Annotated in this window: 14 protein-coding genes; 8 read left to right on the top strand and 6 right to left on the bottom strand. The window is 66.8% G+C overall.

Translation table 11 applies throughout. From position 1 onward, the window contains the following. The first annotated feature begins 38 nt into the window (after positions 1-38). The 3 genes from NHH73_19980 to NHH73_19970 all read left to right on the top strand — a co-directional run bounded on the left by NHH73_19980 (position 39) and on the right by NHH73_19970 (position 1,676). A complete protein-coding gene (locus NHH73_19980; protein USX24882.1) occupies positions 39-416 on the top strand; it encodes a KGG domain-containing protein in 378 nt (125 codons plus the stop codon). Positions 417-575: 159 nt separating this feature from the next. Then, complete coding sequence (locus NHH73_19975; protein ID USX24881.1) at positions 576-1,472, top strand: SPFH domain-containing protein; 897 nt, start codon at positions 576-578, stop codon at positions 1,470-1,472. Between the two features lie 9 nt (positions 1,473-1,481). Beyond that, positions 1,482-1,676: a hypothetical protein gene (locus NHH73_19970; protein USX24880.1), complete on the top strand. Its 195-nt coding sequence runs from the start codon at positions 1,482-1,484 to the stop codon at positions 1,674-1,676. A 102-nt stretch (positions 1,677-1,778) separates the two neighbouring features. On the opposite strand, the gene NHH73_19965 is transcribed toward NHH73_19970, so the two are convergent. Both NHH73_19965 and NHH73_19960 read right to left on the bottom strand, forming a co-directional pair. After that, positions 1,779-3,719, bottom strand: a complete 1,941-nt coding sequence (locus tag NHH73_19965) for an ATP-binding protein (protein USX24879.1) — start codon at positions 3,717-3,719, stop codon at positions 1,779-1,781. A 14-nt stretch (positions 3,720-3,733) separates the two neighbouring features. Further along, entirely contained in the window at positions 3,734-4,408 is a 675-nt protein-coding gene (locus NHH73_19960; protein USX24878.1) for a YfiR family protein, read from the bottom strand. Between the two features lie 247 nt (positions 4,409-4,655). Between NHH73_19960 and NHH73_19955 the strand changes: the two genes are divergently transcribed. Continuing rightward, positions 4,656-6,605 carry a PAS domain S-box protein gene (locus NHH73_19955; GenBank protein ID USX24877.1) on the top strand — a complete coding sequence of 650 codons (1,950 nt, stop codon included), beginning with the start codon at positions 4,656-4,658 and terminating at the stop codon, positions 6,603-6,605. Positions 6,606-6,641: 36 nt separating this feature from the next. Here the strand turns inward: NHH73_19955 and cphA are convergent, their stop codons facing one another. Together cphA and NHH73_19945 are read right to left on the bottom strand one after the other, a co-directional pair. Further along, positions 6,642-9,326 carry a cyanophycin synthetase gene (gene cphA, locus NHH73_19950; GenBank protein USX24876.1) on the bottom strand — a complete coding sequence of 895 codons (2,685 nt, stop codon included), beginning with the start codon at positions 9,324-9,326 and terminating at the stop codon, positions 6,642-6,644. After that, positions 9,323-10,243, bottom strand: coding sequence for a cyanophycinase (locus tag NHH73_19945; protein ID USX24875.1), 921 nt, complete (start codon positions 10,241-10,243; stop codon positions 9,323-9,325). The genes cphA and NHH73_19945 overlap by 4 nt, the downstream gene beginning before the upstream one ends. Positions 10,244-10,492: 249 nt before the next feature. Between NHH73_19945 and NHH73_19940 the strand changes: the two genes are divergently transcribed. The 3 genes from NHH73_19940 to NHH73_19930 all read left to right on the top strand — a co-directional run bounded on the left by NHH73_19940 (position 10,493) and on the right by NHH73_19930 (position 15,897). Next, positions 10,493-10,693 carry a hypothetical protein gene (locus NHH73_19940; GenBank protein ID USX24874.1) on the top strand — a complete coding sequence of 67 codons (201 nt, stop codon included), beginning with the start codon at positions 10,493-10,495 and terminating at the stop codon, positions 10,691-10,693. Positions 10,694-10,769: 76 nt separating this feature from the next. Continuing rightward, positions 10,770-14,870 (top strand): PAS domain S-box protein, encoded by a 4,101-nt coding sequence (locus NHH73_19935; protein ID USX24873.1) that lies wholly within the window; start codon positions 10,770-10,772, stop codon positions 14,868-14,870. A 37-nt stretch (positions 14,871-14,907) separates the two neighbouring features. Further along, positions 14,908-15,897 (top strand): chemotaxis protein CheB, encoded by a 990-nt coding sequence (locus NHH73_19930; protein USX24872.1) that lies wholly within the window; start codon positions 14,908-14,910, stop codon positions 15,895-15,897. 4 nt (positions 15,898-15,901) lie between these two features. Here NHH73_19930 and NHH73_19925 read toward each other — a convergent pair whose 3' ends face one another. Both NHH73_19925 and NHH73_19920 read right to left on the bottom strand, forming a co-directional pair. Next, entirely contained in the window at positions 15,902-17,383 is a 1,482-nt protein-coding gene (locus NHH73_19925) for an iron-containing redox enzyme family protein (GenBank protein ID USX24871.1), read from the bottom strand. Positions 17,384-17,593: 210 nt separating this feature from the next. After that, entirely contained in the window at positions 17,594-20,227 is a 2,634-nt protein-coding gene (locus tag NHH73_19920) for an NAD(P)-binding protein (GenBank protein ID USX24870.1), read from the bottom strand. Positions 20,228-20,618: 391 nt separating this feature from the next. On the opposite strand from NHH73_19920, the gene NHH73_19915 reads away from it, so the two are divergent. Further along, a complete protein-coding gene (locus NHH73_19915; GenBank protein USX24869.1) occupies positions 20,619-22,406 on the top strand; it encodes a glycoside hydrolase family 2 in 1,788 nt (595 codons plus the stop codon). The last annotated feature ends 71 nt before the right edge of the window (positions 22,407-22,477 follow it).

Genomic DNA, 22,477 nt, shown 5'->3' with positions numbered 1-22,477 from the left:
TTCCTTAGTTTCATCAACCATCAATCAGGAGAATAATCATGGCTAATTCGAACCAAGGTAATGGCGGCAACCAAGGCGGCAACAAGGGCAACAAGCAGTCCGACGGCACCAGCGCACGTGGTTTCGCGTCGATGGATCCTGAGCAGCAACGCGAGATCGCGTCCGAAGGCGGCCGCGCGGCACACGCCGCCGGCACGGCGCACGAATTCACGTCGGAAGAGGCGCGTCGCGCCGGCAGCATGAGCCACAAAAACGACGGCAACAAGCAAAGCGCTTCGAGCTCGGGGTCGGGTTCCGGTGGCGGCAACGAAGGCGGCGGCAAGGGCGGCTCGGGTGGTTCGGGCGGCACGCGCGGCGGCACGCCGGAGCAGCATGCCGAGGCCGGCCGTCAAAGCCACAAGAACGATCGCAAGTAAGCTGGTCTTCTAGTTTGCCAAGAGCTCCGGCATGCTTGCCGGAGCTTTTTTTCGTTTGTACCTTTGCCGCATCGTCCTTGCCGAAATGGCTTGACAATAAGGCAAGGTGATCCTAAAGTGATATCACTTTGATGTCATCTACCTGAGGAGCAATCGAGCATGAATGGTGCAAACACTCGCCGCGAAACGTCGTTCTCATCGACGAATGGTTACCTGGCCGCTTGCGCCGGCATCGTTTTACTGTTGGGCGGCGCGTTCCTGTTCAAGACGGCGATCGGGGACGGCGCCGGTATCTCCGCGCTTTTCGGCGCGATCGCGCTTGTGCTGGCGGGACTGTTCTTCATGCTGGGCCTGTACATGCTGCAGCCCAACGAGAGCGCCATCCTGACCCTGTTCGGCAAGTACATCGGCACCGACCGCAGCGAAGGCTTGCGCTGGGCGTTCCCCTTGTACGTCAAGCGCCGCCTGTCGCTGCGCGCGCGCAATTTCAACGCGCCCACGCTCAAGGTCAACGACAAGCGCGGCAACCCGGTGGAGATCAGCGCGGCCATCGTCTGGCGCGTGCGCGACACCGCCCAGGCCGTGTTTGAAGTGGACGATTTCGAGCGCTACGTCTCGATCCAGGCCGAGGCGGCGCTGCGCCATCTCGCCTCCCAGTATGCGTATGACGAGGCCGAGGATTTGTCCGCAGGCGAAACCACGCTGCGCGGCGGCATGGACGTGGTCGTCGACGCCCTCAAGTGCGAGCTGCAAGCGCGCTTCGAAGAGGCCGGCGTGCAGGTGGTAGACGCCAAGCTCACCCATCTGGCCTATGCCCCCGAGATCGCCCAGGTGATGCTGCGCCGCCAGCAGGCCGAGGCGATCATCAGTGCCCGCTCCAAGATCGTGCACGGCGCCGTCAGCATGGTCGAATCCGCGCTGAAGGGCTTGTCGGAGCGCGGCATCGTCGAGCTGGACGACGAGCGCAAGGCGGCGATGGTCAGCAATCTGCTCGTGGTGCTGTGCTCCGACAAGGAAACCCAGCCGATCATCAACACCGGCACCCTCTATAACTAGCGGCCCAGCATGGCGAGTCCCGGTAAAAAAGCTTATCCGCTGCGTATCGATCCCGCGTTGTGGGAGGAGTTGCAACGCCTGGCCGCGCGCGACCTGCGCAGCGTGAACGCGGAAATCGAGTTCCTGCTGCGCGAGGGCCTGGCCCGGCGCGGCGTGAAGATCAAAGAGGACAACGGCAAAGCCGACGATTCCGGCAGCGAGTAGCGAACGCTCTCAGCTTCGGCGCCGGCTGTGAATAACCCCGGGGTCAGGTCCGACATTCGGACATTTGGGAACGTTTTGTACGCTGAAAAGTTCCCTGTTATTTCAGTTTGTCCGAATGTCGGCACTGACCCCCGGTGTTTTGCTGCTCCCCGGTGTGGCGGCGAGCATCGCTTCGATCTGTTCGAAGCTCACCGGCTTGACCAAGTGGGCGTCGAAGCCCGCTTCCGTCGCCAAATCCCTGTCCTTTTGCTGGCCCCAGCCGGTGACCGCCACCAGCGTGGTGTGCCGCAAGGCAGGCAGGGCGCGCAGCGCGCGCGCCAGGTCGTAGCCGTTGAGCGACGGCAGGCCGATGTCGAGGAAGGCGAATTCCGGCATGAACGCGGCGGCATTGGCAAGCGCGCTCTGGCCGTCGTAGGCGACCGACACCACGTGCCCGCGCGACTCCAGCAACGCGCCCATGCTGTTGACGAAGTCGATGTTGTCGTCGGCCAGCAGGATGCGCCGGCTATCGCCGCGAGCGGTCGCCGTGCCGGCCTTCGCGCCGGTAGCGGCCGGGTTGGCGGCCGAACTTGCGGGCACTTCGGCGTCCTTGGGCAACGGCAGGGTCAGCACGAATTCGCTGCCGTAGCCCAGGCCCAGGCTGTGCAGGCTCAGCTCGCCGCCGTGCAGCTCGGCGAGCCGCCGCGCCAGCGACAGGCCCACGCCGAGGCCCGCCGTGGTGCGCTCGAGCGAGGCGTCGGCCTGCACGAACATCTGGAACACGGCTTCGCGCATCTCCGGCGCGATGCCGATGCCGTTGTCGCGCACGTGGACCCGCACGCGCCGCTGCTCCAGCTCCACATCGACCGCGATGCGCCCGCCGCGCGCGGTGTACTTGGCGGCGTTGTTGAGCAGGTTCGACAGGATCTGCGTCAACCGCGTGGCGTCGCCCTCGATCAGCAGCGGATGCGCCAGCGGCGCGGCCGTCAGCACGTGCCCCTGCTGCTCGACCAGCGGGCGCACGATTTCGAAGGCGTCGTGGATGATTTGCTGCAGGTCGAGCAGGTCGCGTTTGATGGTGAGTTTGCCGGTGTTGATGCGCGACACGTCCAGCAGGTCGTCGACCAGCCGCACCATCTGGCGCAGCTGGCGCTCCATGATGTCGCGCGCGCGCTGGCCGGCGCCGAGGTCGGCCGGGTTGATGCGCATGATGTCGAGCCCGGTCCTGATCGGCGCCAGCGGGTTGCGCAGCTCGTGCGCCAAGGTGGCGAGGAACTCGTCCTTGCGGCGGTCGGCGATGCGCAGCGCGCGCTCGGCCTCCTGGCGCACCGCCATCTCCCGCTCCAGGGTGCGGTTGGTGGCGATCAGGCCGCTGGCGCTTTTTTCCACCTCGGCCAGCATGGCGTTGAAGGCATCGACCAGGGTGCCGATCTCGCCCGGCGCCGAGCCCGGCACGCGCAGGCTGAAGTCGCGCCGCTGGATGACAGCGCGCGCGGCCGACGTGACCCCTTCCAGCGGCGCGGTGATGCTGCGCTGCAGGCGCGAGGCGACCAGCGCCGCCAGCAACAGGCTGCACAGCATGACGGCCACCAGGATCGAGCCATACGAGGCGATGCGCTCGCCGATGCGGTAACGCGCTTCCAGGTACACCGTGCCGATGCGCTCGCCATGTTCGACAATCGGGTGGTTCAAGGTCAGGCTGCCGTTGACGATCTGGTGGCCCAGCGGTCCCGGTTTTTCCAGGAATACCGGCGTCTTCAGCGCGGCCTGGGTGTAGGAGGCGAACATCGCGCCGCCGCTGTTGTAGATGGCGCCGGCCAGGATCTCCGGCCGCATCCGCAACATGTCGAGGTTCTTGCGCGCGGCAGGGGCATCGTTGAAGTTGATCGCCGGGGCGCTGGCCAGCGCGATCATTTCGGCCTGGGTGCGCATGTCGTCGATCCAGGAGCGCTGGAACGTGCCCAGGTCGTAAAACAGCATGGCGCAGGTGCACAGCAGCAGGGCGGCGGCGGTGGTGGCCAGGGCCATGGCGATCAGCCTAGCGCGCACGGTGGACAAGCTCACGCCCAACCACGCCATCAGCCGCCGCCTTTCTGCACCGCGTACGCCACCGACAACAGGCGCGAGCTCAGCTTGAGCCGGCCCTTGTCGGCCGCCGCCAGCGAGACCTCGAAGCGCACGCGCTCGTCGACCAGCTTGAAATTGATGACGCTGCCCGATTCGATGCCGGTGGCCGATTCGGTGACCGTCAGCACGCCGGCCGGCTGCGCGGCCTTGACCAGCGCCGCCTCGTCGGCGCCTTCGTCCGCGCCGATGAACAGCAGGTGCAGGCCACCCGACGGGTCGTGGCCCTGCATTTTGCGCACCACGACGGCGTGGTTGTTGACCAGGCGCCCGGCGGTCAGCCGCGTCAGTTCGGCGGCGATGCCGTCGGCGCCGACCACGCCCACCACGTACGGCGTGCCGGGATCGAGCGGGCCGGCGGGAAAGTCGACGTAGCCGAGGAATTTGTACAGGAACCCGGCTTTCACGCTGGTCGGCGAGGCGGCGTACAACTGGTCCTGCAGGGTGGCGCTGGCTGCGGAATCGGAGAAGGCGGCCAGCGCGGTCAGCGTGAACATCTCCGCGATGTCGGTCTTCTCGGCGCCGTCGTCGATGCGGGCCTGCGCGGCGGCGGACTTTGCCATCGCCATGGCCAGCGTAAGGGCGGCGGCTGCGCGCATCCACTTCGCGGCTCTCATTTTGCCAAGCATTGTTGTTTCCTTTTAGATCACCTTTGAAAATTATACTGGTGCAAGGTGGTGCCATGGGTGCTTGTGTCGAATAACAACGTCGAACCCGCATGCAGCCACGCTGCGGGGACAGATGCGGTAAATTTATGTTTGCAAGTGACTCCTTGTCCTGGACGGACGATTGACAGCTTGCTCAGCAACGTTTCCCGACAGCTCCTTTAGAATTCGGGTGAGAGTACACGACTGTTTCGTGTCACGAGGAATCCTCATGCAGCAAGAAAAGCCGTCGACCACCCAGGCGCTCGAAGCCGAGCGCTTTCGCCATTTCATCGTCAGCGTCACCGATTACGCGATCTACACGCTGTCGCCCGAGGGCGTGGTGATCACCTGGAACGCCGGCGCCCAGCGCTTCAAGGGCTATCGCGAGGACGAGATCGTCGGCCGCCATTTTTCGGTCTTTTACACCGCCGAGGAACAGGCGCGCGGGCGGCCGGCGCTGGCGCTGGAACAGGCCAGGACCACCGGCAAGTTCGAGGACGAGGGCTGGCGCGTTCGCAAGGACGGCACCCGCTTCCTGGCCAGCGTGGTGCTCGATCCGATCTGGGACGATGCCGGCGAATTGCTCGGCTTTACCAAGATCACGCGCGACATCACGGCCCAGCGCGCCGCCCAGGACGAACTGCATGCCAGCGAGGAGCGCTTCCGGCTGCTGGTGCAGGGCGTGACCGATTACGCGATCTATATGTTGTCGCCCGAGGGCGTGGTGACCAACTGGAACGAAGGCGCGCGGCGCATCAAGGGCTATGAGGCGGACGAAGTGGTCGGCGAGAGTTTCGCGATGTTCTATACGCCCGAGGACCAGGCCGCCAGGGCGCCGGCGGTGGCGCTGAGCACGGCGCTCAAGGAGGGCCGGTTCGAGCGCGAAGGCTGGCGCGTGCGCAAGGACGGTACCCGCTTCTGGGCCAACGTGGTGATCGATCCCATCCACGATGCCGGCGGCAAGCTGCTCGGCTTTGCCAAGGTGACGCGCGACATCACCGAGCGCCGGCAGGCCGCCGAGCAACTCGAACGCACGCGCGAATCGCTGTTGCAATCGCAGAAACTGGAGGCGATCGGCAAGCTCACCGGCGGTATCGCCCACGACTTCAACAATTTGCTCAACGTCGTCATGAACGGGCTCGACATCCTGCGCACGGTGGTCGACCGCACCGCGCAGCGCCGCGCGATGGACGCGATGGAGCGGGCGGCCCAGCGGGGGGCGGCGCTGACCCAGCAGTTGCTGGCGTTCGCGCGGCAGCAGCCGCTGCGGCGCGAGGCGCACGATATCGGCCGCGTGATCCGCTCGTTCGACGCGGTGCTGCACCGCGCGGTGCCCAGCCGCATGCGGCTGCGCATGCAGTTGGCGCCAGACCTGCCCGGCGTGCTGATCGATCCGACCCAGTTCGAGGCGGCATTGCTCAATCTGGTGGTCAATGCGCGCGACGCCATGCCGGACCACGGCGACGTGACGGTTGCCGTTGACACGGTGCGACTGGCCGACGGCGATGTTGGACAGTTGCCGGCGGGCAGCTACGTCAGGGTGGCCGTGACGGACTCGGGCACCGGCATGCCGCCGGAGACGGTGGCGCGCGCCATCGAGCCGTTCTTCACGACCAAGCCCGTCGGCAAGGGCACGGGGCTGGGGTTGAGCCAGGTGTACGGACTGGCGCAGCAATGCCAGGGCGACCTGGCAATCACGTCGGTGGTGGGCGAGGGCACGACGGTGGCGCTGTATTTCCCGGCCATCGTCGACGCCGATGGCGCCCACGCCGATAACGGACACAGCAAATCGGAAAAGGTGCTGCTGGTCGACGACCAGCCCGACGTGCTGGAAACGGCGGTGGCGCTGTTCAGCCATCTCGGCTACGACGTACTGTCGGCCAACAACGGCGTCGAGGCGCTGGCGACCTTGCGCGCCAGCGGCGACATCGCTATCCTGTTCACCGACGTCGTGATGCCGGGCATGGGCGGCATCGAGCTGGCGAAAATCGCGCGCCGCGAATTTCCAAATGTGAAGGTGATACTGGCGTCCGGTTACACACGGTCCAGCCTGCAGGACCAGAGTCCCGAACTCGATGCCTTCGACCTGATCCCCAAGCCTTACCGGCTCAGCGACCTGATCAAGATTTTGCAGACCGCCCACGCCGACCGGGCGGGCGGTACTGATCGGCTCGTGTAGAAATGGTGGACCTGACCCCGGATTGATCCAGCCGTCTTACGCCAGCATTTCGCCGATGCGCTCGGCGCTGACGGGGGCGACCGGGCGCAGCGCGTCGACCAGCTCCGCCACCGAGGCGCCGCAGGCGTAGAGCAAGACGTCGCCCGGCCGGCAGCGCGCCAGTCCGGCGCGCAACGCGGCGGCCGGCGCCAGCTCGACCAGCAAGCCGTGCGGTCCACCCCGGGCGGCGCTGGCGGCCGCGTGCATCAGCGCGGCCCTCTGGCCGGCCTCGCGCCCGCGGTGTTCGCTTTCCCATTCGTAGAAGATGGCCTGGTCGAAGCCGGCCTGGCAGGTCTCGCCGATGCGCCGGAAATCCTCGTCGCGGCGGTCGCCCGGCGCGGTCACCACCGCCACCGTGCGGTCCGACGTCATGGCCCGGGCGGTGGCGGCCAGCGCGGCGAAGGCGGCCGGGTTGTGCGCGTAGTCGACGATCACCTGCACGCCGCCAACCTCGTAGACGTTGGCGCGCATCGGATTGCGCCGCGCGTCCGAGACGAACGAGCGCAGGCCGGCGCAGATCATGGCCGGCACCAGGTCGCTGGCCATCAGCGCGGCGGCGGCCGCCAGCGCGTTGGCGAGGTTGTGGCGCGCGCGCCCGTCCAGCGCGGCCGGGATGGCCTTGGCATCGAGCAGCCGTTGGCGCGCCTTGCCGTCGGCCAGCATGACGGCGCCGCGCTCGAGCCAGGCGGCGCGCCCGCCGCGCGCGAGGTGCGCGACCAGCACCGGGTGCTCGGCCTGGCAGCTGAAATAGATCACCTCGACGTCGGGATCGAGGCCGGCGCCGACGGCCACGCAGCGTTCGTCCTCGGCGTTGAGCACCACCGCGCACGAGGCTGCGCGCGCCACCACCGCCTTGACCCGCGCCAGCTCGTCGACCGTCTCGACGCCGTCCAGGCCCAGGTGGTCGTCGCTGATGTTGAGCAGCACCGCGACGTCGCAGCGGTCGAACGCCAGGCCGCGCTTGAGAATGCCGCCGCGCGCCGTCTCCAGCACCGCGAATTCGACCTCGGGCGCGGCCAGCACCGAGCGCGCCGACCAGTAGCCGCTGCAGTCGCCCCGGGTGATCGCTTCGCCGTTGATGAACACGCCTTCGCTGGTGGTGCAGCCGGTGCCGATGCCGGCCTGGCGCAAGGTGTGCTCGATCATCAACGTGGTGGTGGTCTTGCCGTTGGTGCCGGTGACGGCGATGACCGGAATGCGGCCGTCGCCGGCGCCGAACATCGATTCGACGATGGCCGCGCCGGCGTCGCGCGGCGTGCCGGCGCTTGGGTATTCATGCATGCGCAGGCCGGGCGCGGCGTTGATTTCGATCACCGCGCCGTTCCTGCCGTCAAGCGGCACGCCGATGTCCTCGCACACCAGGTCGATGCCGGCGACGTCAAGGCCGATCTTGCGCACCGCCCGCACGCACATGGCCAGCGTTTGCGGCGGCAGCCGGTCCGTCACGTCCTCGGCGGTGCCGCCGCTCGACAGGTTGGCGTTGCCGCGCAACAGCACGCGGCGTCCGACCGCCGCCACGCTGTCGAGCCGCAAACCTTGTTCGGCCAGGGTGGTCTCGGCGTGGCCGTCGAGCGGGATGCGGGTCAGGATGTTGCTGTGGCCGTCGCCGCGCGCCGGATTGGTGTTTTCCCGTTCCACCAGTTCGCGCACGGTCGATACGCCGTCGCCGGTGACGGCGGCCGGGCGCCGCAGCGCGGCCGCCACCACGCGCTCGCCGGCCACCAGCACGCGGTAATCGTCACCCTGGATATAGCGTTCGACGATGATGGTGCGGCCGTGCTCGCGCGCGCGTTCGAACGCCAGCGCCACCTCGTCGGGCGTGCCGCAACGGGTGGTGACGCCGCGCCCGTGGTTGCCGTCGAGCGGCTTGATGGTGACCGGGCCGCCGAGCGCCAGGGCCGCGCGCTGTGCCTGCTCAAGCGAGCGCACCGTCGTGCCTTCGGGCACCGGCACGCCGGTCTCGCGCAGCAGCGCCTTGGTCAGCGCCTTGTCCGAGGCAAGGCCGACGGCGATGTGCCCGGTATCGCCGGTGATGCTGGCCTGCAAGCGCTTTTGCTGGGCACCCCAGCCGAGCACGAACAGATTGGCCTCCGGCGTGAGCCGGCGGAACGGAATGCCCTGCCGTGCGGCGGCCTTGAGGATGGCGCCGGTGCTGGTGCCGTTGGCCTGGCGCCGCGCGGTCTCGCGCAGCGCGGCCAGGCCGTCTTCCAGCGGACCGCCCGGTTCGAGCATCGCCGCCGCTGGCGCGCCGCCGGCGTGCTGCCGGTCCGCCTCTGCCAGGGCGCGCACCAGCGTGATGGCCAACTCGACCGCGTTGATGCCGATCTGCTCGAGTTCGTATTCGCACACCACACGGTAGTGTCCGTCGGCCTGGCCGGCCTGGTGGGTACGGCCGGTGCTGACCGGCGTGCCGGCCAGGCATTGCAGCGCGAGCGCGACGTGTTCGACCACGTGGGCCAGATTGGTGCCTTCGTGGAGCGCCCGGGCGAAGCCGCCGTATTGTCCGGCAGAGCAGCGGTCTTCTTGCAGCGACGGCAGGATCTCGAGCAGGCGCTGGTTGAAGCCGGGGATCTCGTTGGTTTGAAGGCCGCGCAGGTGTTGTAAATCCAGCACGGTCAGGATGCAGGGGGGCGTCGAATACAGGTTGGGGCCGCGCAGCACGCGTTGTTCGAGGATGTTCATGATTCGTCGTTCCGGTCGGTGAGGAAGTCGAGGAAGTCGGCCAGCGCGCGCGGAGCCGGCACGGCGCCGTCGGGCAATTTGCCGCGCGGGGCGGCGGTGTGCGGGGCCGCCGGGTCGGGCGGGGCCGCGAAGGCCGTCCCGGACGGCAGCAGGTGCAGGCCCACGCCCACCAGGGTCGGCACGGCGCCGGCGCGCAGGTCGGCGATGTTGGTCTTGGCGGTGCGGCAGTCGAGCACGGTGACCGTGCCTTCGCCCATGATTTCAAAGCCGGCGCGGCCGTGCACGATCAGCGCGGTGTCCTCGTCGATGCCGGCGCCGAGCAGGAACGGGGTTTGCGCGACCACGCTGAGCAGCCGGTGGATGCGCTGGCGCTGCGAGAAATGCTGGTCGATCACGACGCGATGGACGAAGCCGAGGCCGGCGCCAAGGCGCACCGCGCCTTTTTCCGGCGCCAGCTCGGCCTTGCCCTCGGCCAGCATGTGGGTGCACATGGCCGAGGCGCCGGCGCTGGTGCCGGCGATGCAGGCGCCGCGCAGCGCGTGGGCGTCGCGCATGGCCTGCTCGACGGCGGTGCCGCCGATGTGGGCGACCAGCCGTTTTTGATCGCCGCCGGTCATGAAGATGCCGCCGGCGCCGGCGACGATGTCGGCGTTGGCGGCGGCGTCGGCGTCGACGCGGTCGCCGATGGGCACGTGGCGCACGTTGCGCGCGCCCAGGTCGTGTAATGCGCCGCGGTACATTTCCCAGACGTTCTCGGGGATTTTGCTGGCGGCGGTGAGCACCACCAGCGGGCGCTCGGCACCGCCGGACAGCTCGACGAAGCGGGCCAGCACGTCCTTGTTGTCGGTGCGGTCCTCGCCTCCGCCGATGATCATCAGGGCGCCGGGGGCGGGTGGGGTTTTTGGTGTGTGTTGCATGAGTGTCTCGCGGTCGATGTTCGTTGTCATGAAAAGTGCGTAAGGCAGTGTCGCAGGGAGCGCGGCGCGCCGGTAGGGCGGTTCGTCCTGTGCCGATGTAAGCCAATGCTTACTTCGGTCCGCTCGAAACGCCGCCGCGCCGGCGCCGTATTGATGAGTTCGATCCGAGTCCGTTTCGTTTCTTAGTTGGCATCATTGTAAAAACTGGTTTACCATGGCCTTTCGTTGATTCAATCCCTTCGGATACGTATGAGTGATCATTCCACCGAGTGCCGCCGCAAGAACGAGGCGCTGGCCAGTATTATCGAGCTGGGCTTGTCCTATAAGGACGCGCTCGGCTATCCCAGCGCCAAGATCTACCTGATGGAACAGGCGGTCGACCAGGCGATCATCAAACGGGTGCTGGCCACGCCCGAGCGCCGCCGTGGCGCGCGCGAGCGCGGGTCCTGAGTAGCTTGTCCTGGACAAAAAAATCGCCGCGACGCGGCCGCGCCCCCACTCCGTTCCACACCTCCGTCAGGCCCCAATGAATCAAGCCCTCCCCAGCATCCAGGATTTTCCTATCGTCGGCATCGGCGCGTCGGCGGGGGGGCTGTCGGCCTTGCAAGAATTCTTTCAGCACGTAACGCCCGACGTGGCGATGTCGTATGTCGTGGTCATGCATCTGTCGCCCACCCACGAGAGCGACGCCGCCGCGCTGTTGCAAAAGTGGGCGCCGCTGCCGGTGGTCGAGGTCACCGGGCCGACCCATATTGAAGCGAACACCGTCTATGTGATTCCGCCGAACCGGCAGCTGGAGATGGTCGACGGCTACCTGCGAGTGCGCGAGCGCGCCGCCGGCGCCGGCTGGCCGATTGCGGTCGACACCTTCTTCCGCACGCTGGCGGCGGCGCACGAGTCGCGCGCGTTCGGCGTGGTGCTGTCGGGCACCGGCAGCGACGGCGCGGCCGGCCTGGTGGCGCTCAAGGACCATGGCGGCGTGGTGGTGGTGCAAAATCCCGACGAGGCCGAATTCGCCGGCATGCCGCGCGCGGCGATCGATTCGGGCGTGGTCGATTTCGTGTTGCCGGTGGCCGAGATGCCCGGCAAGCTGGCGTCCGTGTGGGACAATGCGCGCCGCATCAGCTTGCCGCTGCCCAAGGGCAAGCCGTTCGTCGAGTCGAACGACAGCGCGCTGCCGGCCGAGGATGAGGAGGTGCTGCGCGACATCACCACCATCCTGCGCGCGCGCACCGGACACGACTTCTCCAAGTACAAGCGCGCCACCGTGCTGCGCCGCATCGAGCGGCGCCTGCAGGTGCGCGAAAAGCCGTCGCTGGCGCAGTACCGCGACCTGCTGCGCGAGGACCGCGCCGAAAGCGAGGCGCTGCTGCGCGACATGCTCATCGGCGTGACCCAGTTCTTCCGCGACACCGAGGCGTTCGAGAGCATCGAGCGCGACATCGTGCCCAAGCTGTTCGCCGACGTCCCGGACGGCCAGGCGCTGCGCGTCTGGAGCGTGGGCTGCTCGACCGGCGAGGAGACCTATTCGCTGGGCATGCTGCTGACCGAACACGCGGCCCGGACCGCCACCGGCGCGGAGTTCCAGCTGTTCGGCTCGGACATCGACGAGCGCGCGATCGCCTTCGCCCGCGCCGGCCTGTACAACGCGGCCATCGCACGCGACGTGTCGGCCGCGCGGCTGGCCGAGCATTTCAACAAGGAGGACGGCCGCTACCGCATCAAGCAGTCGGTGCGCGACAAGATCCTGTTCGCCAGCCAGAACCTGCTGCGCGATCCGCCGTTCTCCAAGATCGACCTGATCAGCTGCCGCAACCTGCTGATCTACCTGAACCGCGACACCCACGCCCAGGTGCTCGAGATGTTCCATTTCGCGCTCAACCCGGGCGGCTACCTGTTCCTCGGCGGCTCCGAGTCGGCCGACATGGTGGCCGATTTCTTCGTGCCGGTCGATAAGAAAAACCGCATCTACCGCGCCCGGCCGACGTCGCGCCTGCCGCGCTCGGCCATCCCGATGATGGCGCCGATGGCGACCGCGATGGCGGTGCCGTACCCGGAGCGCCAGCACGGCGACAAGCCGTCGTTCGCCAGCGTGCACCAGCGCGTGCTGGCCGAGTACGCGCCGCCGAGCGTGCTGGTCGACCAGCAGTCCAACATTGTCCACATGTCGGAGGGCACGGCGCAATTCCTGCGCCATGTCGCCGGCGAGCCGTCGCGCAACCTGGTGGCGCTGGCCGAGCCGGAGCTGCGGCTGGAGCTGCGCGCCGCGCTGTTCCAGGCGGCGCAAAGCGGCAAGAGCGTCGAGACGCGCAGCGTGCGCTTCGAGCGTGGCGAGCGGGTGTTTTATGTGAACATCGTGGCGCGGCCGTTCTACGACGCCAACACCGCCACCGATTTCATCCTGGTGTTGTTCCACAAGGTCGAGCAGACCACCGACGAGCAGGCCGCCGGCCTCCCGCACGAGCCGGCGCAAGACACCGTGTTGTCGAGCCTGGAACAGGAGTTGCAGCGCACCCGGCAGCAATTGCAGGACACCATCGAAAACTCGGAGACGTCGAACGAGGAGTTGAAGGCGGCCAATGAGGAACTGCAGGCGATTAACGAGGAATTGCGCTCGGCCACCGAGGAGCTCGAGACCAGCAAGGAGGAATTGCAATCGGTCAACGAGGAACTGATCACCGTCAATTTCGAGCTCAAGAGCAAAGTCGAGGAGACGGGCAAGGTCAACGACGACTTGCAGAACCTGATCGCCTCGACCGACCTGGCCACCATCTTTGTCGACCGCGGCATGCGCATCAAGCGCTACACGCCGCATGCCTGCGAGTTGTTCAACCTGATCGCCAGCGACGTCGGCCGGCCTTTGCACGACATCACACACAAGCTGACCTATCCGGAGCTGTCGCAGGACGCGGCGGCCACATTCGAGTCGCTGCGGCCGGTCGAGCGCGAGGTCGCCAGCGACGACGGGCGCTGGTTCATCGCCCGCCTGCTGCCGTACCGTACCGGCCTCGACCAGATCGACGGCGCGGTGCTGACGTTCATCGACATCACCAAGCGCCGCAGAGCCGAGGAGCGCGTCCGCGCCAGCGAGGAACGCATGCGCCTGGTCGCGGCCAGCACCCAGGATTACATCATTCTTACCGTCGACCTCGACAGCACAATCACCAGCTTCAACAGCGGCGCCGAGCGCATCTTCGGCTATGCCGAGGCCGAGATCATCGGCCGGCCTTACGAACTCATCTTCGTGCCCGAGGACCGTGCGGCGGGGGCGCCGGCCGACGAGCAGCGCCGCGCGCGCGACGACGGCCGCGCCGAGGACGAGCGCTGGCACCTGCGCAAGGATGGCAGCCGCTTCTACTGCAGTGGCGTGCTGACGCCGCTGCGCGGGAGCGGCGGCGAGCTGACCGGCTACGCCAAGATCGGCCGCGACCTGACGGGACGCCAGGAGGCCGAGAAGAGCCGCGCCGAGCAGCTTACACGCGAACGCAGCCGCAGCACCCAGGCGCAGCGTGACAATGAACAAAAGGACCAGTTCCTGGCCATCATGTCGCATGAGCTCAAGCATCCGCTCAACCTGATCCACATGCACGCCGATGTGCTGCTGCGCCTGCCCGTGGTGCGCGCCGAGCCGGCCGCGCACAAGGCCGTCAGCGCGATCCGCTCGTCGACCATCAGCCAGGCCAAGATCATCAACGATCTGCTCGACCTGTCGCGCGTGTCGACCGGCAAGATGGAGCTGGACCGGCGCGAGCTCGATTTCCGCGCGCTGGTGGGCAACATCGTCGAGGTGACGGGCGGCACGCCCAACGCGCCCCAGGTCGTGGTGCGGATGCCGGAGCAGGTGTTGCCGGTGCACGCCGACGAGGTGCGGCTGGAACAGGTGGTGTGGAACCTGATCAGCAACGCCATCAAGTTCACCCCGCCCGGCGGCACCGTGACCGTCACGCTCGACCATGACGAGCGCGAGGTGCGCCTGTGCGTGCGCGACACCGGCCAGGGCATTCGCGCCGACGTACTGCCGACCATTTTCGACATCTTCAAGCAGGGCAGCGCCAACCCCATGCGCGGCGGCGTCGGCCTGGGCATCGGCCTGGCGCTGGTGCACGAGATCGTCAAACTGCACGGCGGCCGGGTCACGGCCGAGTCGGCCGGCGTGGGGCAGGGGGCCACGTTCACGGTGGTCTTGCCGCGCGCGCTGGGCGCCGGACCGCGCGCGGCCGACGCGGCGCCGCCGACACGCGTGCTCGAGGGTGCGCGCCTGTTGGTGGTCGACGACAGCGCCGACGGCCTGGAGGTGTTCACCATGCTGCTCGAGCTCGAGGGTGCGGTGGTGACGGCTTGCGCTTCGCCGGTGGCGGCGCTCAAGCTGCTGCCGGCGCAGCGTTTCGATCTGGTCATGTCCGATCTCGACATGCCGGAGATGGACGGTACGGCCTTCATCCGGGCCTTGCGCTCCCATCCGGACTACCAGGACGTGCCGGCGCTGGCCATCACCGGCATGGCGCGCCGGCAGGATGTCGAGCGCGCGTTAGACGCCGGCTTCTCTGCCCATGTGGGCAAGCCGGTGGACATGGCGGAGCTGTCGCGCAAGGTCGCGCAGCTGTTGGAGAAAAACACGGGTACTTGATAAAATCGACGACGCGTGGCGCGTCGGAAGGGAAACGATGAACGGAGTGGTTGTGATAGGCGCCTCCGCCGGGGGCGTGGCGGCATTGACGGAAGTTCTGGCCGGACTGCCGGGAGACTTTCCCGCGCCTGTATTGATTGTGATGCATATCGGCGACCATCCCAGCGTGCTGCCGGCCATTCTCTCGCGCAGTTGCGCCTTGCCGGTGCGGCACGCCGCGCACGGCGAGACGCTGGCGCCGGGCATGGTGCTGGTGGCGCCGCCCGGCCGGCATTTGATGGTCGAGCGCGACGGCGATGCGCTGCGCGCCGTGCTGGTGCACGGCCCCCGGGAAAACCATTCGCGGCCGGCGATCGACCCGCTGTTCCGGTCTGCCGCCATCGCTTACGCCGGGGGCGCCGCCGGCGTGATACTGACCGGTTTCCTGGATGATGGCGTGGCCGGCCTGGCGGCAATCAAGACCTGCGGCGGGACCGCCATTGTGCAGGACCCCGCCGATGCCAGCGCGTCGGACATGCCGCGCAACGCCCTCGAGCAGGTTGAAGTGGACCGGTGCCTGCCGCTGGCCGGGATCGCCGGCGCGCTGGTCGAGTGGGCCGCGGGGCTGCCGGAGCGCGTGGCGGACGGCCCGGCTCAAGCGCCCGAATGGCTGACGGTGGAAAATCGCTTCGCGTCCGGCGGCGGCGAGATGAAGCAGCTCAAGCGCATCGCCACGCCGTCGCCCTATACCTGTCCGGAATGCGGCGGCAGCCTGTTTTCGCTGAATAACGCGAAGTCGTGCCGTTTCCGCTGTCATACCGGTCACAGTTACACTTTGCTGAGCTTGCTTCGGGAACAGGAGGAGGCCATCGAGGCGGCCTTGTCGAAAGCCTTGCGGGCGGTGCAGGAGAAGGAGAGTCTGGCCGAGCAGTTGGCCGCCGAGTTCTCCGCGCGCAGCGTCGCTCCCGAGCCCGGTTATGCTGCGCTGGCGCAACAGGCGCGCGCCGAGGCCGAAGCCTTGCGCGCCCTGCTGACCGGCGGGAAATAGCGGATCAGTCGATCAACTGGCGGAACAGGCGCGTGGCCATCAGGCCGACGGCGCTGTGGTGGCGCGCCGGCGTCATCAGCGACTGCAGCAATCGCATCGCCGCCTGCTTGTTGCCCATCGACGCTACTTGCAATTCCAGTTGACGCAGTTCGCCGATAGCCTCGTCGTCGTCGTTGGCGCTGGCGTCGGTAGCGTGATGGCGAATGACGCCACGCATCGGGCCGCTGCGCGGGCTGTGATGCAGGCCCAGCGTATCGAGCGCGCGCTGGCGGGCGCGGAAGCTCGGCGTGCGGGCGGCAGGCGCGGTCGGCTCGCCAGGCACGGTGGCGATCCAGTCGCTCAGGATCTGTTGCTCGTAGGCGCTGAACACGCCGAACATCTCGGCGCGCTCGCTCTGGATCAGGCGCCAGAAGCGGCTGTTGTCCGCGGGTTGGCCGCGCTGTATCCAGCCGGCTTTTTCCAGTTCGCCCAGCATGGCTGGAATCTGTTGCGGATCTGACAGCCAATCGTTGATGCCACGGCCGCCGACGCGGCAGTAGTCGGAGTGCATGTTCTTGCCGACCACGCTTTTGGTCGCCATGATGTGTACCAGTTCAGCCTCCAGATCGAACTCGGCGATGACCGAGTTGGTGCTGGCGCCCAGATCGTTGAGGCGGTAGCCGTCTTGCACGCGGCGCAGGAAGGCGGCGGCGTCGCCGCAACGCGGCAGCAATTGTTGCAGCGCCTGCACCGCCTTGAAGGCGTGACCCGTACCGCCGTTGTCGACGGTGATGTGCAAGGTGAAGTAATACGGATCGATGCCGAGCTCGTTCAGCTCGTAGGCGGTGATCAGCAGGTGCAGCGGCAGTTGCTCGTAGCCGAGGTTGTAGCCGATGATCTCCGGCAGGAAATGTTCGGCGTCGTAGGCCAGCGCGAGCTGGATCGCACCCTGGACGAAGTGGGTTTCGTCGACATCCTGCCATTGGTCGCAGCCGTGGCTGGCCAGCAGTTTTTTGTAGAGAACCACGTGGTTTTTGTCCGGCACGCCGTCGCCCAGTTCTTCCAGGTAGGTCTGGATCAGGGGGCGGAAATCGGGATCGTCCCAGCGCTCCAGCACGCCGTACAGCCAGGCGCCGTCGACCAGCTTGGTCGGGGCGACGTGCTTGAGGAAATACAGCGCGTGGGCCTTGGTGGTGAAGTAGCGGCGCGGGGCGCCGTCGCGGCGCTGCTTGAGGTAGGCGTTGTATTCTGCGCCGATGGCTTCGGAGCGTTCGGTGATCCAGGTTTCCATGCCGGCGGTGTTGTCGGGCAGGTCTGAGCTCAGCAGGCGGGCCTGTTGCAGCTGTTGCTCCAGGAACGTGCGGGCCATCGCTCGGTCGTTGCCGACAGGAACGCCTGGCGACAGGGCGCGGTAGACGGCGCTCGGGGCTGCGCTGGAGTCGTATTCGGCGCTATTGTCGCGGGCGCTGGCGATGGTGTCTGGCAATGTTTGAGCGAGTAGGGACATGGTGTTCTTCCGAAAAAGTGAGACGGCGTCAAGCTCGTCTATATAGTCGGTAGATTATCCCTGCCGCAGGGCGCTCGCCCAAGGGGCGTTGCCCCTGTGTTTGTGTAAGACAGAGCTTACATTGCTGGTTTGCATGGGGCGACGCTGCCGGCTTTGACATGGCGGATTAGCGTAGCGTAATCCGCCATGCATGCGTCACCGACAGCCTTGTTACGACTCGGCTGTCTTGGCGTTACCGCTACGGTTCGCCTGCACGCGCTCCGCCGCCTTTTTGCCGGCCAGGAAGGCGTGATCCGAGTTGTAATATTCCCACTCGCTGTAGCGCCCCGCCAGCACGATATCGTGCTGCTCCATCCACGCGCGCACCGTCGCCACGTTCTCCGCCCGCGCGTGGTCGTACACCACATACGCATACGGCATGTCGACCTGGTTGGCCGTGATCACGCGGTCATCCTCGCGCATCATGCCGACTTTGATGCAGTCCTGGATGCAGCGCTCGATCAACGCTTCGCCATCCAATGGCAACGGCTTCCACGGCGAATACGAAATCTCGCAAGTGAAACCAAAACCGCCGGGCGCATTGCATTCCGGGCTGGCGTTACCCTGCACGAAGATGCGGTGGAAGATGCTGTCCTCCGGGTAATAGATCCAGTGCTTGTCGGTGACGTCGGTGCGCGCGATGCCGATGTTCACGCAGCGGATCGAGATATGTTTCAATCCCTCCGCCGCGCGCCGCACTTCCGGCGGCGCCGCGTTGCCGATCAGCCGCACCAGTTCCGGCAGCGGCATGGTGCTGATCAACTGCTCGTACTGCAGGCGGCGGCCGTCGGCCAGCACCACCGTGTGCTCGTCCGGCAGGATGCAGACCGCGTCCGCGTTGAGCTCGATCTTGCCGCGAATGTGCGGCAGGAAGCCCGACACCAGCGCCTGGAAGCCGCCGCGCTTCGGATAGCCGAAGCGGGCGTTCGGCCCCATCGGCTTGGCGACCGGCTCCAGCGCGCCTTCGATGATCTGGTTCAGATCCGGCAGCGGCACCCGTCCGCCCAGCCACGAGGTTTCCATTTCCTTCAGCGGCACCGTCCACAATTTCTTGTTGTACGGGATGGCGAAGTGGCGCGCAATGCCGGCGCCCCACACGCGGTAGATGAAGTGCTCGAAGTCCTCCCCCTTGGCGGCGGTCGACATGGCGCTGGCGCTGCTGTTGGCGACATCGGCGGTGCCGTCGGCGCAGCAATCTTCGACATCCGTCCCGGCGGTGGGGCAGCTCTCCGCCTTGTCGGCCAGGCCGTAGCGCGATTCGATGGCGCCGACGATGCATTCCTTGATGACGGCCGGCGGCAGTCCGTACAGCGCGCCCTGGAACGGATAGCGGGTGAACACCTGCTTGCTGTAGACCCAGGCTTCGCGCATCTGCCAGTGCTGGTTGTCGCCAAGCAAGATGTCGTACAGCTTGAGCACGTACGGGTCGTTGGAGAACATGATGTGGCCGGCGTAATCGAAGGTGAAGCCCTGGTCCTGGATCGAGCGGCACCAGCCGCCGACGGTGGCGTTACGCTCCAGCAGCACGGTGTCGGCGCCCAGGTGGTAGGCGGCCGACAGGCCGGTCGGTCCGGCGCCGACGATCAGGCAGCCGGTGCGCTGCGCAACGGACGTCTGGCGCATCGGATTGACGACGGCGCTGCCGGAGGTCACGTCGGCGGAAGCGGCGACGCGGGTGCCGTCCTGCTGGCTCAGCTTGACGCCTTTGCTGGAGGGCGGCGTGTTGGCCAGCAGCGCGCGCATGGCGTCGGCGGTCGCTTCCCACGAGGTCTTGTCGACCACGGCGCGCATCTTCTCGTTCAGCGCCGCGCGCAACACCGGCGTCATCGCCAGCGCCGCCTCGCAGGACTCGATGAATTCCGCGTGGCTGTGCGCCACCCAGACGATGTCGCTATACGGGTCTTCCACATCCTTGATGGCGGTGCTGACGGCCGGCAGTTCGGCCGCCATGTATTCCAGCACCTTGGTCGGGCTGATGTAGCGGGTCGATTCGTTGAGCGCGAACGGCAGCAGGCACACGTCCCAGCCGGCCAGGAACTGCGGCAGCGCGTCGTACGACTGCTGGCCCAGGTAGTGGATGTTCGGGCGTTGCGGCAGCGAGGCCGGATCGATCTTGACGACCGGTCCGACCATCACCAGTTGCCATTCCGGATGGGCGTCGGCCAGCGCGGCAAGCAGCGGGGCGTCGAAGCGCTCGTCGATGACGCCGTAGTAGCCCAGGCGCGGACCCGGGATGCCGGCGTGCAGCGGATGGGCGTTGCCCCGGTCGAGCGCCTGCTGGAAGTGCGCGGCGTCGACGCTGCTGGGGAAGCAGTGGGCGTTGTCGTGGCGCCCGCGCTTGGCTTCGTACAGGCTGGGGCCGCCCGTGAAGACCAGGTCGGCGATCTTGAGCAGCGCCGTCTCGCGCTGCAGCAGCTGCTTGGGCGGATTCTTGAACGCGGAGAGTTCATCCATGCAATCGTAGACCACCAGGCCGGCGTGCAGCGGCGGCAGCAGCGGCAGCGCCATCGGCGTGTAGAACCAGACGATGGGGGCGTCGTCGCCACGGATGAGTTCGGCCAGCAGCGGTTGCAGCAACGGAATCTGGTCGTCGTGGAAGCCGGGCGCCTGCACCGGTGTGTGCGGGCGGTAGACGGTGACGTTGGGTGCGGGTGACGAGCTCTGCAGGAAGCTCTCGCCATCATGGAAAACCGGCTCTTCGACGAAGGCGATTTTGTAATGTTGTGCCAGGCGCGACAGGAGTTGTTGTGGGCGCTGATAGACGAAGTCCCAGCGCAGATGACAAAAGACAATGATAGTTTTCATGAAGTTCTCCCTGTGCCCTTGCGGGTCGTGAATAGTTGGCTAGCCTGGCCGGCAAACAGCGCTAGCGTTCGCTTCCACGGATCGCGGGGGAGGTTGAACGTAAAGGCTTTATGCAAAGTCGAGGCTGGTATTATCGATTCGTGACGCGATGATTTCTGTGCAGTTGAGCTGCGGTTGCGGCAGAAATAATCTGTCACCAATCGTAGCAATGATTGGATGTTTTTTCATTTCAATTCCGCTGGGAAAAGCAGTTGTAAATCAGCCGCACTTTTTGGTTTTTTTTACGCCTGTTTTTCGTTTTCAATTGGAATTGAAATGCATTGCGGAGCGAACATTGCTAGCATTATTTTTTGGCCGCGCAACCGGCGCGGCACCGATGAAAAGGATGCGCATGAGCCAGTTTGAATATCCGCGACCGCAACTGGTCCGCGACGCGTGGCAGTCACTGAACGGCGAATGGGAGTTCGCCTTCGACCACGAGCAGCGCTTCAGCCACGTGGGGGATCCGATCGACTGGAGCGCGCGCATCAATGTGCCGTTCGCGCCGGAGTCCAAGGCCAGCGGCATCGGCGACGAATCGTTCCACATGGCGTGCTGGTACCGGCGCACCTTCGATCTCGAGCAGCGCGGGGCCCACACGATCCTGCATTTCGGCGCGGTCGATTATCACGCGCGCGTCTGGGTCAACGGCGTGCTGGTGGCCGAGCACGAGGGCGGGCATACGCCGTTCCACGCCGACATCACCGACGCGCTGGCGGAGGGGCCCACACAAACTATCGTCGTGCATGTCGAGGACGATCCGGGCGACCTGGCCAAGCCGCGCGGCAAGCAGGACTGGCAGCCCGAGCCGCACTCGATCTGGTATCCGCGCACCACCGGCATCTGGCAGACGGTGTGGATCGAGGCGCTGCCGGCGACCTACATCGGCTCGCTGCGCTGGACGCCGGTGTTCGACGGCTTCGAGATGGGCTGCGAGGTGGTGGCCGGCGGCGACATCCGCACCAACCTGGCGGTGTCGGTGCGGCTGCTGCACAACGGCGTGCTGCTGGCTGCCGACCGCTACCTGCTGGTGGGACGGGCGGCCAACCGCAAGATCGTGCTGTCGGACCCGGGCATCGACGATTCGCGCAACGACCTGCTGTGGAGCCCCGAGCGGCCGACCCTGCTGGACGCGGAGCTGACCCTGTATTGCGGCGACGAGGTGCTCGACACGGTGTGCTCGTACACGGCGCTGCGCTCGGTGGCGATCAACCGCGACCGCTTCATGCTCAACGGCCGGCCGTATCCGCTGCGGCTGGTGCTCGACCAGGGCTACTGGCCCGACACCCTGATGACGGCGCCGTCCGACGACGCGCTGCGCCGCGACGTCGAGCTGGCCAAGGAGATGGGCTTCAACGGCGTGCGCAAGCACCAGAAGATCGAGGACCCGCGCTACCTATACTGGGCCGACAAGCTCGGGCTGCTGGTGTGGGAGGAGATGCCGTCGGCCTACGCCTTCAGCCCGCGCGCGATGACGCGGCTGATCAAGGAATGGACCGAGGCGATCGAACGCGATTACAGCCATCCGTGCGTGATCGTGTGGGTGCCGTTCAACGAATCGTGGGGTGTGCCGAACCTGACGTCGACCCAGGCGCACCGCAACGCGGTCGAGGCGCTGTACCACATGACGCGCATGCTCGACGCCACGCGGCCGGTGATCGGCAACGACGGCTGGGAGGCGTCGGCCACCGACATCCTCGGCATTCACGACTACGACGCCGATCCGGAAAAGCTGCAGCAGCGCTACGCCGTCACCGATCCGGTGCGCACCTTGTTCGACCAGCGCCGCCCGGGCGGGCGCATCCTGACCCTGGACGGTTTCCCGCACCGGGGCCAGCCGATCGTGCTGACCGAGTTCGGCGGCATCGCCTTCGATCCGAACGCGCCGGCGCACCACACCTGGGGCTATTCGCGCGTCGGCGACGCCGAGACGTATCTGAACCGGTATCGCACCTTGCTCAAGGTGGTCAACGAGACGGTGATGTTCTCCGGTTTTTGCTACACCCAGTTCGCCGACACCTTCCAGGAGACCAACGGCTTGCTGAACGCCGACCGCAGCCCCAAGGTGCCGCTGGCGCAGATCAGCGCGGCCACGCGCAACAGCGCCCCCGAGCCGGACCGCAGCCACGATGCGCCGTAGTCCTACGTCAACAGCAGCGGTGTGCTGACAAGGTCCGGCTGAGCCGGTCGTAGAATGCACTGGTCGGATCG

This window comes from Oxalobacteraceae bacterium OTU3CINTB1, from assembly GCA_024123955.1.
Lineage (GTDB): Bacteria > Pseudomonadota > Gammaproteobacteria > Burkholderiales > Burkholderiaceae_D > Rugamonas.
Note: the sequence above shows the minus strand (reverse complement) of the source record. Positions and strands in the feature narration are given on the sequence as shown.